Below are 14,794 nucleotides of genomic sequence, written 5' to 3'. Positions count from 1 at the left end.
CGCACGGTACCCCTAAGGACTTTCATGACTTTTGACTTCAAAGTGGCTGACATCACTCTTGCCGAGGCCGGCCGCCACCAGATCCGTCTAGCCGAGCACGAAATGCCGGGCCTTATGTCGCTCCGCGCGGAGTTCGGTGCCTCCCAGCCACTTAAGGGCGCAAGGATCGCCGGTTCCCTCCACATGACGGTCCAGACCGCGGTGCTCATAGAAACCCTCACGGCCCTGGGTGCGGAAGTTCGCTGGGCCTCCTGCAACATCTTCTCCACCCAGGACGAAGCCGCGGCCGCCGTCGTGGTTGGTAAGGGCACGCCCGAGGACCCGCAGGGCGTCCCGGTTTTCGCTTGGAAGGGCGAAACCCTTGAGGAGTACTGGTGGACTGCCGAGCAGATCCTCACCTGGCCCGGCGCTGACGCCAACCCGGAGTTGGGTCCCAACATGATCCTCGACGACGGCGGCGACGCCACGCTGCTGCTGCACAAGGGCGTCGACTTCGAAGCTGCAGGTGCCGTCCCCACTGCCGCTGAAGATGATCCGGAGGAATACGTCCTCATCCTGGATCTTCTGCGCAGGACCCTTGCCGCTGATCCGCAGAAGTGGACCCGCCTGGCAGCCCGTATTGAGGGCGTCACCGAGGAAACCACCACCGGTGTGCACCGCCTCTACCAGCTCGCGGAGCAGGGCAAGCTGCTGTTCCCGGCCATCAACGTCAACGACTCCGTCACCAAGAGCAAGTTCGATAACAAGTACGGGATCCGTCACTCCCTGCCGGACGGCATCAACAGGGCTACGGACGTCCTCATGGGCGGCAAGGTTGCGGTTGTCTGCGGCTATGGCGACGTCGGCAAGGGCGCCGCCGAGGCGTTGCGCGGCCAGGGTTCCCGGGTCATTGTCACAGAGATTGATCCCATTTGTGCCCTCCAGGCTGCAATGGACGGCTACCAGGTGGCCAAGCTGGAGACGGTGCTCGCCCAAGGTGACATCTTCATCACCACCACGGGCAACAAGGACGTCATCATGGCCGAGCACATGCTGGGCATGAAGAACAAGGCAATCGTTGGAAACATCGGCCACTTCGACAACGAGATCGACATCGCCGGGCTTGCAAGGATTCCGGGCGTCAAGAAGGTTGAGATCAAGCCGCAGGTGCACGAATGGGTGTTCGAGGCCGGCACGGATTCGGAGCGTTCCATCATTGTGCTGTCCGAGGGTAGGTTGCTTAACCTTGGCAATGCCACTGGCCACCCGTCGTTCGTGATGAGTAACTCCTTCGCCAACCAGACCATTGCGCAGATTGAACTCTGGACGAAGAAGGACCAGCCGGCCGGAGAGCGCGAGTACCAGAATCAGGTCTACGTCCTCCCGAAGATCCTTGACGAGAAGGTTGCGCGACTCCACTTGGATGCTTTGGGCGTTGAGCTGACGGAACTGAGCAAGGATCAGGCTGATTACCTCGACCTGGACGTTGCAGGGCCGTACAAGCCGGAGCACTACCGCTACTAGGCTTCACTGCTTGCCGGTGCCGGCAATACCCAAATCGATGGTGAAAGGCCGGACACGCGACCAGCGTGTCCGGCCTTTCGGCTAGAATTGGGTGTTCAGTAATGCTTGCGGGGGACAGGATGACGGGAACCATGACGGAAGTCGCCACACGGAAAAAGGGCAAGATCCTTGCCATCATTGGAGTCTGCGCAGCACTTGTGGTGGGCGGAATCGGCGTGGTCACGGTGCCCGGACTGCTGGCAGGCTCTCCGCAAGGAGCGGCCGTTGCGCCCTCGCCTGCTCCCACCGCCGAGGCCAAACCCGTGGAGTTGGGCATCACCCCGCTGGATGGCGCTGTGGAGTGGAACCCCGTGGTGGGACCCCAGATCAAAGCGGTCAACGGCAAGCTGAAGGACGTGGTGCTGGCGCCGGTTAGCGGCGGGGCACCTGTGCAAGGCAAGACCAGCCCTGATGGCAGCACCTGGACCACTCTGGAAGTCCTGAAGTTCAAAACCCAATACAACTACTCCTTCACCGTGGTTGATACTGCGGGGAAAGAGACCAAAAAGTCACAGACCTTCACCACTGTTTCCGCAGCTTACGAGGCCGACGCGTCCATCTACCCCCGCAACGGCACCACGGCTGGCTCCGGGCAGCCTATTGAAATCAACTTCAGCGAGCCCGTAGTGGACAAAGCGGCCATGGAAAAGCGGGTTGCCATTACCGTCTCATCCGGTCAGCCTGTGGCCTGGCACTGGTACTCAGACAAGAAAGTCAGGATCCGTCCGGAGGCCTTCTGGGCTTCAGGCACCACCGTCACCGTGGACATGAAACTCCTGGGCGTCGATTTCGGTAATAACATGATCGGCAACGCGGACGTCGTCTCAACGTTCACTACGGGCCCGCAGCGTGTGGCCGTAGTAGACGACAAAACCAAGACCATGAACGTGTACTCCGACGGCCAGCTGGTCCACACCGCCCCCGTCTCACTGGGCGGGGAAGACTGGCTTTCGCCCACCGGCTACGCGGTCATCATGGAGCAAGAACGCCACTCCAACTTCAACGCCGGCACCATCGGCCTGAAGCCTGGAGACAAGGGATACTACCCGCCGCTCGTGGTTGAATACGCCAACCGCCTGACGTGGTCCGGTGTCTACGTTCACCAGGCTCTCGAAGCCGCGTGGAGCTCTATTGGTGTGGCCAACGTATCGCACGGCTGCGTCGGTCTGTTGCCTGCGGACGCTGCATGGTTCTTCAACAACATGAAGACCGGAGACGTCGTTCAGATCCTCAACACCGGAGCACCGGCAGTGGAACCGCTGGAAGGCTTTGGAGACTGGAACATACCCTGGGCGAGCTACGCTCAACGCTAGTACAGCTGTTAACATCATTGCAGTGATTCTTTCCTGCGCGCTTTGACCCATTTCTCCAGCGCTGACGGTTCGTCGGCCCCGCTCTTTGCGCTGCCCTCCATGGTGATTGCGGGTGTCCCCCTAGGGAACCCGTTGATGGGTTCCCCGGCTCCTTCCACCGGACCTATTCTCTTCACCTGGAGTATGCATGAGACCTTCACCAAACCTCACCCCGGACTGCGGCAACTGCTTCGCCCTGTGCTGTACCGCGCTCGGATTTGCCCGGTCGGCTGACTTTGCGATCGACAAACCTGCCGCTTCGCCGTGCCCGAACATGGCGGACGACTTTTCCTGCACCATTCACCAACGCTTACGGCCCCGGGGCTTCCGCGGCTGCACGGTCTTTGATTGTTTCGGTGCCGGCCAAGTGGTCTCCCAACACACTTTCGCCGGGACCAGTTGGACACAGGATCCCTCATCCATGTCCTCGATGTTCGCGGTGTTCAAAGTAGTCAGGCAACTCCACGAGATGCTCTGGTACCTGGCTGAGGCCCGGCAACGGACCTTCGATCCCGAGCTCGCGGCCGCGGCGGACCACCTGTCTGAGGGCGTAGTAGCCGCCGCCCAAGGTGACGCGTCAACGGTCCTTGCCACCGACGTCGAGACACTCCACAGGCAGGTCCGGGCGCTCCTGATGGAGGTCAGCGAAGACGCCCGCGCCTCTTACGGCGCAGAAGACCAGCAAACGCCCGACGGCGGCCTCCAGCCAGGTGCCGACCTGATGGGCGCCAACCTTGCCAACCAGCGCCTCTGCGGAGCAGATCTCCGCGGCGCGTACCTGATCGGAGCCAATCTGAGGAAGTCAGACCTCACCGCCGTAGACCTCCTGGGAGCTGACCTTCGCGGAGCACAGCTTCACGGAGCGGACCTCTCCAGGGCGCTCTATGTGACCCAACCGCAGATCAACGCCGCCGAAGGCGACCCCCACACACTCCTACCCCCAAGACTCACAAAACCGGATCACTGGTGAGCCAAACGGGTGGCGGCCGCCCGGCGTCAGTCGGTAGCGGGGCGCTAACTGTCAGTGAACGGCAGTTTCCTGAGTCGCTCGCCTATGGTTGCGTTCCGCTGTTCCGCTTGCCGCAGGCGGATGAGTTCGCGGTTGCGCCGTTCCCCGAGGACTGCGCCTATGTAGTCTTCGGGGATGGTGCCCGCTGGCGGGGGTGGTGCCACGTACCTTGCGAGTTCGGATGCGAGCGATGCGGCCATGTTGACGCGCGAGGCCGGGGCCATGAGATAAGCCTGCTGTACAAAGGTTCCAGCCCGTCGGGCGGTGGCATCCGGTACCCTGCCGATGTCCGCCATGGCCACCCATGATTGAAGATGATGCGGGGCTACGGGAATGATCCGGGGCTTTGAGGGTACTCGTTGCCGGAGGGAGTAGGTGCCTGCAACGATGTCCCCGAGGCGCTTGGATTTGTCGTTGAAGAGTGCCACGCCGATTGCGAGGCCGCCGAAGGTCAGGTAGATCTCCAGGAATCCGAGGAGCCCGCGGATGAGGGCGTGCCGGAAGCGGATGGACCCGCCGTCGTCGCGGACTATTCGTAGCCCTGTTGCGAGCTTTCCCAAGGAACGCCCGCGGGTCAGGGTCTCCACCGTGACGGGGACGATGACCACGGAGAACACAACGCTGCTGAGGATCAGTGCTCGGATGGCGGCATCGTCAAGGTCCCGGGAGGCTGAGGCGATGAGGATGATTAGGAGTATTGCGAGGACCACCTGGGAGATGACATCCAGGATGAGGCCCAGGGCCCGCGCGGCAAAGGAGGCGGGGCGAAGCTCGAGGACTACTGCCTCGCCTGTGATGATTGAACTCATGCCTGCCCCCAAGTTTTGCCAATTCTGTGGGCGCTGTGATCGCCCGCATCAACGAGTCTAGCGGCGGGGCTGACCGCACGGTGGATACAGGCGCTAGGGTGGTGGCGTGGACATTGATGCCTTCTCGGCCGTACATGAAGACAAATGGTCGCGGCTTCATTTCCTGGCGCACAAGCGCAGGCTGACGGGTGCCGAGGCGGACGAACTTCTGCGCCTTTACCAGACGGTGTCCGGGCATCTTTCCTTGATCCGTTCTGTGGCACCGGAGACGGGATTGTCCGCATCCTTGTCCGCAGCGCTGGCCCAGGCCCGGACGCGTTTCACCGGGGCCCGCTCGAATTTCATGGAGGATCTGGCGCGGTTTTTCGTCATTTCACTTCCTGCGGCGTTTTACCGCATCCGGTGGCTGACCCTGTGGTGCGGGCTGGCCTTTGTCCTGGTGGCGGGTGCTTATGCACTGTGGATTGGCACCTCACCGGAGGCATTGAGGGCTGTGGCCTCCAGTGACGCCAGAGTGCAGCAGTACGTGGAGGAAGACTTCATTGACTACTACTCCGAGAATCCGGCAGCCTCCTTTGCCGGCGCAGTGTGGACCAACAACGCTTGGATCTCAGCTCAGGCCGTGGCTTTCGGCGTTACCGGATTCTGGGTGCCCTTCATCCTGTTCATGAACGCGCAGGGGCTGGGAATCGCTGCGGGACTTTTCCTTGCGACGGGGAAGATGGACATTTTCTTCAGCTACATCCTTCCGCACGGTCTCATGGAACTTACGGCCGTTTTCATCGCCTGTGCTGCGGGGCTCAAGATTTTTTGGGCCATGGTGCGGCCGGGCCCGAGGACGAGGCTGCAGGCCGTGGCTGATGAGGGCCGTTCCCTGATCACCATTGCCTTGGGGCTGGTGCTCGTCCTGCTCGTCTCCGGCATTGTGGAAGGCTTTGTGACCCCGAGTTCCCTGCCCGTATGGGCCAAGATCGCTATCGGCGCCTTGGTGTTGGCAGGCTACTGGGTGTACACGCTGGTCCTGGGCGGGAAGGCCGTCCGCGGGGGCGTCACGGGAGACATGGATGCCAACGACGCCGGGTACCGCAGCATCGCAGCGTAGAGCTTACAGTTGCGTTTCAATCTGGTCGCAGCCGGGGTGGCACCGCGTGTCTCTGTAAGGCCGGGCGGTAGGCTCGAATGCAGACAAGAGAGCCGGCCGCAAGCAATCGCCGGTGGATGCCTACGGAAGTGAACCCGCTGTGAGCGACAAGAGCCAAAAACCACAAGAACCGGACACGGCCGTCCACGAGGACCCCAACGAACCGGCCTTCGACTGGATGAAGCCAAAAACGTCCGGCGGCGCCACCGAGGCCACTCCTGCAGCCACCACTGGAGCCACCACCGTGGCAGCAAAATCTTCAGCTGATTCAACTGCGACGCCAGCTAAGGGCCAGCCCGGTAGCCGCGCGGACCGCAAAGCTGCTGAAGCTGCCGACGCCGGTACTGAAACCCCGTTGTTCGCGGACACCCTTGCCGAAGCCTCCACCAGCAAGGCGCCGGCGCACTATTCTGAACCGTTGCCGACGTCGGCCCTTCAGGTCCGCCCGCCGGAAGACGAAGTGGCGCGACGGAACGCCGAACGCGAGCAAGCGGCAAAGGTGAAGCCAATAGGGCCTCGGGTTTTTCAGGTGCTGCTGGCCATTTCGTACCCGATCATTCTCCTGGTGCTCGCCGTCCGGGCAGTCACCAGTCCGTTGTTCCTGTGGGTGGAGTACAACCGTCCGGGTTTCCCCGGCGACGGATACGGCTTCAGCACTGACGACCGAATGACGTACGGCTCGTACGCTGTGGACTACCTCAGTAACTGGGCCGGCCCCCGGTATCTGGGAGGCTTGGTTAATCAGGACGGGGAGAAGCTCTTCACGGACAGCGAAGTTTCCCATATGGCCGACGTGAAGCTGGTCATCCTGTCCTCCTTCGGGGCAGGGCTCCTGCTCATCATCCTCAGCATCATCGCCATCCTGTATTTGCGTAAGCGGAGCAATGGCGGGATCCGTCGAGGTCTCTTTGCCGGATCCATTGTCACGCTGGTCATCATCATTGGTCTAGCTGTCCTGGCCGCCCTGAGCTGGCAGCAGTTCTTCACGGAATTCCACCGGATTTTCTTTGCCAACGGAACATGGACCTTCGCGCTGGAAGACACCCTCATCCGGCTTTTCCCGGGCCAGTTCTGGATTGACGCGGGCATTGTGATCGGCGCTCTGGTATTCCTGGCGGCTACGGTCACGTTCATCCTGACATGGCCCACCAAGCGGCGCCGCGGCGTTGCGGACAAGCAGGAGGCCGCGGACGAGGCTGAACCTTCCGCGCGGGAAGCAGACGAGGAGTCGGAGTCGTCTGGCCTTCGCCAGGAAGTCTCGGAATCCCGCCGTTAGGGGCCAGCTAAACGGACACTAAGCCGCCAATTTCCGGTTTGCATTCGTTCGGGATTATCGAGTCCCTACGAAAGCCGTCTTGAACCTGAAGTGACGAAGGCGGAATCCTGCCGAATAGACCGGTGACGTAGCCGGAATCGTAAGGAGGGACAGGGCAGCCAGCATAGCTACTTGGAAGCTCCAGATCCCTAGGAACAGCGCGATTCCTGCATGGAGCGAACCGCCCAGAGCGAACCAGGCGAGGCGGAACTTGTCGGGGGTCAGCAACGTAACGGCGAGCATCAATTCGATCAGGAGTGCGCCCCACGACATGCCAAGGGATACCACGGGATTGTCCGTCAGCAGGCCGAAAGCGTCCTTTAGGGCTCCCGAGGGGCCGAAAAAGCCAGATCCGATGTAGTAGAGGGCAGACCCTTCCGCCCACTCGGTTTGGAATATCTTCCCCGTCATTGAATAGAAGTAGAGGATAGAGACCTGCAACTTCAGGGCCAGTAGGGAAACTCCGGCCGTTCCAGCCCGGGATGCCAACAATCGGACTCCTGAGCGGGCGCTGCGCCAGTGGTTCATCCTCGGGTCCGTGAGGCAGATAGGAACTAGTAGTAGTGCCAGGTTCGACGTAATTTGGTCGCCGCCGTCCGGAATTGAGATGCCCGTTGCAACGCTGAAGGCTACCCATGCGTGCAGGACACCGGTGAGCTGGGGCAAGACTCCGGAGATCACCAGCAACAGGATAAAGATCCCCAGGACTTTGGATAGACCCAGTTGCTCACGCGGAATGACACAGAACAAGCCCAATGATTCAACGCCGCGGCACAGGGGATAATCGCCCACACCAAGAACCGGCCTGAATAGTGCGTCGTTGCTCGTGAAAACCAACGTCAGCATGGTTCCCACTGCCAAAAGGCTTCGTATAATTCCCAAGAACGGGGACCAGACCAATGGCATTGCTATTCGCGGGATCGCGACGATGGTTGGGAGCCTAACGACCATGACAGTCCACACGCATCTTAACGGCCTTATCGGCCCTATCCCTCAGTAACGTTTGGTGCCTGAATGACCAAGGCACCGGCGTGGTTTGCACAAGCACCACATCACCGCAGACTGTGGGCGAGGCAACAGCATTGGTTACCGCAATCGAGGGTGCGTCACGCAGGAGTTCCACGCATTCCTGAACTACAGGGCTGGAGCAATCCATCCAATTTCCGGCCTCGGATCCGCTGGATATCAAAGCGACCTCAACGCCTTGGGCGCGACCTTCCCTGCTAACACCAAAGAGATTCTCGACGCGGGTGGTTGGGAGTCGGCTGAGCGACTCCAAAGAGCCACTGGCATCCTCGCGGTAAGGAGCAACGGAAGGATCGCGGGGCGACTTGGAGAAAAAGGCCCACCCCTGAGGCATAGCTGACACGGCGTTCGGTTTTATTTGGTCCAGGTAGGGCAGAGTCAGGATCGTTGACGGTATGGACGAAAAGATGGAGTATGCTCCCAGAAGCAGAAGGCCGGCCGTCGGGGCCAGCAGATGAATTGGTAGGACGTATGGTCCCGTCGAGGGTGTCCGGCCAGTAGCGGGGACACCCTCAACGGTTTGTTCGCAGGTCATCAATCGCGGCCGGATCAGTCCTGCGCAAGAGCGGCAGTGAATTGGGAGATGCTGTTCTCACTCTCCAGCTGCGAACCCGTGGTTGCGCTTGAGGGCCAGAAAGCGACCTTGGCGTACACCACGACGACGGCTGCAGCGGCAACAGCAACGTTGACACCGACAGCGTAGTTGACCGCCGCAGCGACATCCCACACAGCTGCGGCCCAAATGAAGACGGGTACGGCCGCCAACGGATTCGCGGTGTCTGACTTTGCCAATGCCGTAACCTGCTGTGGCTCGGACTTCAGGAGGTCCGTCATGACCTTCTGGACTTGCTTGAATTTTGCATCAACCCGCAGGACGTCCCCACTGATCAGGGCTGCGTGGAAGGTTCCGAAGAATTTGGGATTCTTGGCTTCGATAGCAGCCACAACCGCGTCCGCTGCCAGATCCTGTCCCTCTTGGCTCGACGCGGTCTGTGTGAAGGACACGTAGGAGTCGTCGGCCAGCTTCTCCCGAACCTCAGCTACCTGCGGTCCCACGCCAAAGTAGATGGCCTTGAAGAGCGCTTTGCCCTCGGACGTAGCATCCTTCACTATATGGCGCGTGACGGCGTGGGTTTCTGGGGGTGCTGCTGTTGCGACCCCGTTCGTGCCTAGGGCGAGGGCTGCGCTCAGTGCCACAGCTCCTGCTGACAATGGCCAAGTTCGATTCGACAATTGCTTCTCCTCTTTAGTTGCTTACTTCGGTTAGAACAGCAATGAGCTCGTCGGGACGGTCCGTGCTGGCGATGAAGGTTTTGCCGGACTTCGTCTCGATATTGACCTCGGGACCGCCCACGAGATAACCGACCACGCCGGGTCCCATATATCGGATTCCGTAGCCGCTGGGACCGGCCGTTTTATCAGTGGTCACAATTGCAATTCCTGCCCTTGGTAGGGTGCGTTTGACGATGTCGCAGAAGGTGATCACGACGTTTTGGAGATCGACTTTCACCGTCACCGTCATGAAGCCGATAAATGATCCCAGCGGAAAGAAGATGATCGGAAGGACGAGTAAGTCGACGCGTTGCTGAGCCATTGACAGGGCTACGAAAAGCATGCCGACCGCTATGATCGTGAGCCCGATGTAACGAGGCAGCAGTGTTGCCCGCACCCGGGAGTAGTAGAGTGCCCGAGCCGGCCCAGCCGATGGATCTGACATGAGTTCCCCTTTGAACGTTGGTTCGTGAGGAAACGTTACGGGGACAACAACGCCACCTAGAGGGGAATCGGTCCAACTAGGTGGTGATTGGCGCCGAATTAGGTGCTGAGTTGGAAGGACTAGGTGGTGATCCGGAGCTACCTAGGTGGTGCGCTACTTCTCGTACAGCTTCTCCACTGCCGTTGAGAAGTCGCTGAGCACCGCAGCCCGCTTCAGTTTGAGCGAGGGCGTCAGGTGCCCGGACTCGACGCTGAGCTCCGCCGTGATGAAGGCAAACTTCTTAATGGATTCAGCAGCCGAGACGAGTTTGTTGGCCTCGTCCACTGCAGACTGAACCGCTGCCTTCACCCGGTCATCAGCGGCGGCTTCGTCGGGGGACATGGCTGCCACCTTGTTCTCCGCGCACCAGTCAGCAAGCCCGTCAGGGTCCAGGCCAAGCAATGCGGCGACGAACGGCCGGCCATCGCCCACCACCACGGCCTGCCCCACCAAGGGGTGTTCGCGCAGTTTCTCCTCCAGCGGAGCCGGCGCCACATTCTTTCCTCCGGCGGTCACTAAGAGGTCCTTTTTCCGTCCGGTGATGGTCAGAAAGCCGTCGGCGTCGAGTTCGCCCAGGTCTCCCGTGCGGAAGAACCCGTCAACGAAGGCACCCCGGGTGGCCTCTTCATTGTTGTGATAGCCCTTGAAGACACCAATGCCCTTGACCAGCACCTCCCCGTCCCGGGCCACCCTGATGGTGGTCCCCGGAAGCGGAATCCCCACGGTCCCGATCCGGGACATAGTGGGTGTGTTGACCGTGCAGGGCGCAGTAGTCTCCGTCAACCCATAGCCCTCAAGAACCGGAACACCGGCTCCATGGAAGAAGTGGTTGTCCCGCAGGCTCAGGGGACTGGCACCGGAAACTGTGTAACCTACATTGCCGCCGAACAGCTCCCTCACCTTGGGGTAGAGGAGTTTGTTGAACAACGAATGCTTCATGCCCAGAAGCCAACCCGGCCCCTGCCCCTCGCCACGGGCGGCGAGGTCCACCGCCGTCGAATACTCAACCGCGGTGGCGGACGCTGCCGAGAAGAGCGCGGATTTTCCGCTCATGGCCGCTTTGTGGCTGGCGCCGGCGTAGACCTTCTCGAAAATACGCGGTACGGCGAGCAGGAAAGTGGGCTTGAAGGATCCCAGGTCTGCCATTAGTCCATTGGCGCCGGCGCTGTGTCCCAGAGTAATGCCGGCAGTGAGGCAGACTACCTGGACTGCGCGGGCGAGGACGTGCGCCAAGGGCAGGAACATCAATGTCCGCGCGCCTTGCTGCATGAGGAGCTCGGGGAGGAACGGGATGACGTTCCGCGCCACGAGGACAAAGTTTCCGTGGGTGATTTCGCAGCCCTTGGGCTTGCCCGTTGTTCCGGAGGTGTAGACGATGGAGGCGACACTGGCCAGGTTCGCTGCGCTGCGCTGGCGTTCCAGTTCGTTGTCCATGACGCCGATCCCGACGGCGGAGACGCTGGTCAGGTTGGGTGCGTCGCCGTCGTGCTCCATCCGAATGATGGCCACGGGGTCCTCGCCCAGGACGGCAGAGTGCTCCACCAGTGTATGGACGAGATCTGCTTTGGCGGCGTCCTCCACAAAGATGCGTCGGGCTCCGGAATCGGCCAGGATCCACTCGATCTGGCTTGCCGACGACGTCTCATAAATGGGCACCGTGACTCCGCCGGCCATCCAGATGGCGAAGTCCACCAAAGTCCATTCAAAGCTTGAGCGGGACAACACCGCTACAGGATCTCCAGGGTTGAGTCCTCCTGCGATCAAGCCTTTGGCCAGGGCGGTAACATCGCCAAGGAACCTCGCAGCGGAGACGTTCAACCAACCGTTCGCCGTGTTATGCGCATACAGGTTTCCGAACGGATCCTTATGGCAGCGTTCCAGAAGAAGGTCCGTCACGTTGGTATCCGGGTCCGCCTCGACCAGAAGGTCCGTGCTTGCTTCCCTCACTACTTGACTCCTCCTAGATCCATGATGGCATCCACATTCTCATCCGCCACTCCTGGTAGCTGATGACCTCCGCCGTGAGCACCGGATAGAAGAATGCCGTTGCCAGCACGGCTAACACCATGACCAGAGCCACAATGTAGAGGCCGGACCGTCGCCGCCAGACGGGGTCGCTGCTGCGTCCCAGCACCAACCCCAACACATATGTCAGGCCCAGAACCAGGAAGGGTTCGAAGGACACGGCGTAGAAGATGAACATGGTGCGTTCCGGGTACATGAACCATGGAAGGTACCCGGCTGCCACGCCGGCGAGGATGGCACCGGCCCGCCAGTCGCGGCGGCCCGCCCACCAGAACAAGAGGATCACCAACGCGATGGTTCCACCCCACCAAACCACCGGATTACCCACGGGCAGAATGGCCGAAGAGCATGTCTCAGCCAGGCAGCCGGGAGTGCCCGGTTTGGGAGTCTGGTAGTAGAACGAGGTGGGACGGCCCATGATGAGCCACGTCCAGGGGCTGGACTCATACGGATGGTCCGAGCTCAGGCCCTGATGGAATTTGTAAGCTTCAAGGTGGTAGTGGGCCAGGGAGCGCACGGAGTTGGGCAGCCAATCCCAGCCCGGGGCAGGGTTGGTGGCAGCCCATTGCCGGTAATAGGCGTCTTTCGAGAGGAACCAGCCCGTCCACGTGGCCACGTAGGTGACTGCAGCGATGGGAATGATGGTCACGAATGCCGGCAGGCCGTCCTTGATGATGCCGGCACTGAACCAGCTCCGGATCCCGGCGACACGGCGGGCGTTCAGATCCCACAGCACGGTCATGATGCCGAAAGCCGCGACGAAGAACAGGGCAGACCATTTGGTGCCCACGGCAAGGCCGAGGCAAAGCCCTGCAACCAGCCGCCACCACCGCATGCCCAGCCAGGGACCGGTGACCAGCTGGGTGGGTGTGGGTAGGCCGCCCGGCGAAGCAGCCGCTTGCGCGGCAAGCCGTGACGCCAAACGGCGTCGGCCGTCGTCGCGGTCCATGAGCAAGGCGCCGAAAGCGGCCAGGATCCACAGGGCCAGGAACACGTCCAGCAGGGACGTCCGGGAAAGCACCAGGTGATGGCCGTCGATGGCCAGCAGGAGACCGGCAACCGCCCCGAGGGTGTGTGAGCGGAACAGCTTCAGTGCAATGAGCGAAACGAGGAAGACCGTCACCGTGCCCGCCAGAGCTGCGCTGAACCGCCAGCCGAAGGGGTTATCGCCGCCAAACAGCCACATCCCGAACGCGATCATCCATTTGCCCACCGGTGGGTGGACAACGTACTCGGGAGTGTTGAGGAGAACATCCGGGTTGCCGGCGATGAAGGAGTCATTGGCGTTGGCCGGCCAACTGCGTTCGTAGCCGCTCACCACATAGGAGTAGGCGTCCTTGACGTAGTACGTTTCATCGAAAACCAGGCTGTGCGGGGCATCAAGGCGGAAGAAGCGGAGAATGCCGCCCAGGATTGCCGTGAGGGTAGGGATCAGCCAAAACCATAAGCGCAGGGACGCCGGGTAGTCCCGCCAGCTTTGGGTTGCGCCGATCAGACGTTCCTTCAGCGCCGCGGCAGTGTAGGCCTCGGACGGCCGTGCGATCCAGCGGTGCCCCTCCAGGCCTCGGCCGGGCACACCCCGGCCGGGCAGTCCTCGGCTGGGCCCGGTCTCAGCGGGCGGGGCTTCTTCCGGATGGGCGCGCGACGTGCCTGCGGGTTTCGGTGTGTCCGACTGCCCGTTGTTCTCCGCGGCCTTGGAGTCTTCAGGTTCCGGGCTCGCTGGGGACGCTGCCGGGGATCCGGAAGCGGTGGCAGGAACGGGCGACTGGTTCACCCGCCCATGCTACCTTTCCATCCTTGCTGCAACCCTGAACCCCGCGCCTGCAACCCTGAACCCCGCGCGGTATTAGGCTTGGCAGGTGGACGAACAACGCGGCACCCCTGACGAAGCTCCCTTCAACGAGAACCTGGAAGAGGCGGCTACTGCCTCGGGCGCAACTCCCGGCGTGGGCAGGATTGTCCTGGCGGCAACACCCATAGGCAACGTCGGGGACGCTTCCGCGCGTTTGGTTGAACTCCTTGGCACCTCGGACATCGTGGCCGCAGAGGATACCCGCCGTTTGCACCGGCTGGTCACTGCCCTTGGGGTTGAAGTCAAGGGACGCGTCATCAGCTACCACGAGCACAATGAGGTAGCCAAGACCGGTGAACTGTTGGACCACGTCCGCGCTGGCAAGACCATCCTGATGGTCAGCGACGCCGGGATGCCCGCAGTTTCGGACCCCGGCTTCCGTCTGGTGGAGGGTGCGGTTGCTGCCGGGCTGACGGTCACGGCGGTTCCCGGCCCTTCCGCGGTACTGACGGCGCTGGCGCTATCCGGTTTGCCCACCGACCGTTTCTGCTTTGAAGGATTCCTGCCGCGAAAGTCGGGGGACAGGAACTCACGCCTTGCAGACCTGGCCGACGAACGCCGCACCATGGTCTTCTTTGAGGCCCCGCACAGGCTTGAGGTCATGTTGCGGGCACTTCATGAGCGTTTCGGGGCCGATCGCCGCGTGGCAGTCTGCCGTGAGCTGACCAAGACGTATGAAGAAGTCATTCGCGGCACGTTGCGTGAACTGCTCCAGTGGGCAGAGAACAACGAGGTCCGTGGCGAGATCGCGGTTGTGGTGGCCGGTGCGCCCGAACAGGAACCCGGCAAGCCGGAGGACCACGTCGCAGCGGTCAACGAGCTCATTTCGCAAGGCATCCGGTTGAAGGAGGCCGTAGCCGCAGTGGCCGAGGAGGCCCGGGTCAGCAAGCGGGAGCTCTACTCAGCGGTACTAGCAGCGCGCTGACCTATGCTGTGCACCTGCACAAATCGACGACCATGTGGCAGT

12 protein-coding genes are annotated in these 14,794 nt (G+C 61.5%); 6 read left to right on the top strand and 6 right to left on the bottom strand.

Annotated features, from left to right (window positions below; all coding sequences use genetic code 11):
• The first annotated feature begins 24 nt into the window (after positions 1-24).
• The 3 genes from ahcY to HAV21_RS08765 all read left to right on the top strand — a co-directional run bounded on the left by ahcY (position 25) and on the right by HAV21_RS08765 (position 3,864).
• The gene (gene ahcY, locus HAV21_RS08775) at positions 25-1,503 is read left to right on the top strand and encodes an adenosylhomocysteinase (RefSeq protein WP_166841427.1); all 1,479 of its coding nucleotides are present in this window, start codon (positions 25-27) and stop codon (positions 1,501-1,503) included.
• A gap of 131 nt (positions 1,504-1,634) precedes the next feature.
• On the top strand, positions 1,635-2,855 hold the full coding sequence (locus HAV21_RS08770; protein WP_243753192.1) for an Ig-like domain-containing protein: 1,221 nt from the start codon (positions 1,635-1,637) through the stop codon (positions 2,853-2,855).
• Positions 2,856-3,042: 187 nt separating this feature from the next.
• Entirely contained in the window at positions 3,043-3,864 is an 822-nt protein-coding gene (locus HAV21_RS08765) for a pentapeptide repeat-containing protein (protein WP_166841425.1), read from the top strand.
• Between the two features lie 44 nt (positions 3,865-3,908).
• Here the strand turns inward: HAV21_RS08765 and HAV21_RS08760 are convergent, their stop codons facing one another.
• Positions 3,909-4,712, bottom strand: a complete 804-nt coding sequence (locus HAV21_RS08760) for an RDD family protein (protein ID WP_166841424.1) — start codon at positions 4,710-4,712, stop codon at positions 3,909-3,911.
• A 106-nt stretch (positions 4,713-4,818) separates the two neighbouring features.
• On the opposite strand from HAV21_RS08760, the gene HAV21_RS08755 reads away from it, so the two are divergent.
• Together HAV21_RS08755 and HAV21_RS08750 are read left to right on the top strand one after the other, a co-directional pair.
• A complete protein-coding gene (locus tag HAV21_RS08755) occupies positions 4,819-5,814 on the top strand; it encodes a stage II sporulation protein M (protein WP_347877627.1) in 996 nt (331 codons plus the stop codon).
• 139 nt (positions 5,815-5,953) lie between these two features.
• Positions 5,954-7,129 (top strand): TIGR01906 family membrane protein, encoded by a 1,176-nt coding sequence (locus HAV21_RS08750; protein WP_347877626.1) that lies wholly within the window; start codon positions 5,954-5,956, stop codon positions 7,127-7,129.
• A 54-nt stretch (positions 7,130-7,183) separates the two neighbouring features.
• Here HAV21_RS08750 and HAV21_RS08745 read toward each other — a convergent pair whose 3' ends face one another.
• The 5 genes from HAV21_RS08745 to HAV21_RS08720 all read right to left on the bottom strand — a co-directional run bounded on the left by HAV21_RS08745 (position 7,184) and on the right by HAV21_RS08720 (position 13,749).
• The gene (locus HAV21_RS08745; protein ID WP_223942608.1) at positions 7,184-8,074 is read right to left on the bottom strand and encodes a sporulation-delaying protein SdpB family protein; all 891 of its coding nucleotides are present in this window, start codon (positions 8,072-8,074) and stop codon (positions 7,184-7,186) included.
• A 669-nt stretch (positions 8,075-8,743) separates the two neighbouring features.
• The gene (locus tag HAV21_RS08735; RefSeq protein ID WP_142939849.1) at positions 8,744-9,427 is read right to left on the bottom strand and encodes a hypothetical protein; all 684 of its coding nucleotides are present in this window, start codon (positions 9,425-9,427) and stop codon (positions 8,744-8,746) included.
• Between the two features lie 13 nt (positions 9,428-9,440).
• On the bottom strand, positions 9,441-9,911 hold the full coding sequence (locus tag HAV21_RS08730; protein WP_142939848.1) for a hypothetical protein: 471 nt from the start codon (positions 9,909-9,911) through the stop codon (positions 9,441-9,443).
• Between the two features lie 153 nt (positions 9,912-10,064).
• On the bottom strand, positions 10,065-11,897 hold the full coding sequence (locus tag HAV21_RS08725) for an AMP-dependent synthetase/ligase (protein WP_166841423.1): 1,833 nt from the start codon (positions 11,895-11,897) through the stop codon (positions 10,065-10,067).
• Between the two features lie 13 nt (positions 11,898-11,910).
• Entirely contained in the window at positions 11,911-13,749 is a 1,839-nt protein-coding gene (locus HAV21_RS08720; protein ID WP_166841422.1) for a phospholipid carrier-dependent glycosyltransferase, read from the bottom strand.
• Positions 13,750-13,882: 133 nt separating this feature from the next.
• On the opposite strand from HAV21_RS08720, the gene rsmI reads away from it, so the two are divergent.
• Positions 13,883-14,752, top strand: a complete 870-nt coding sequence (gene rsmI, locus HAV21_RS08715; protein ID WP_208096577.1) for a 16S rRNA (cytidine(1402)-2'-O)-methyltransferase — start codon at positions 13,883-13,885, stop codon at positions 14,750-14,752.
• The last annotated feature ends 42 nt before the right edge of the window (positions 14,753-14,794 follow it).

Origin of the sequence: Paenarthrobacter sp. MSM-2-10-13, assembly GCF_011605365.1 — a bacterium.
Lineage (GTDB): Bacteria > Actinomycetota > Actinomycetes > Actinomycetales > Micrococcaceae > Arthrobacter.
This window is presented reverse-complemented; position numbering and strand designations above follow the sequence as displayed.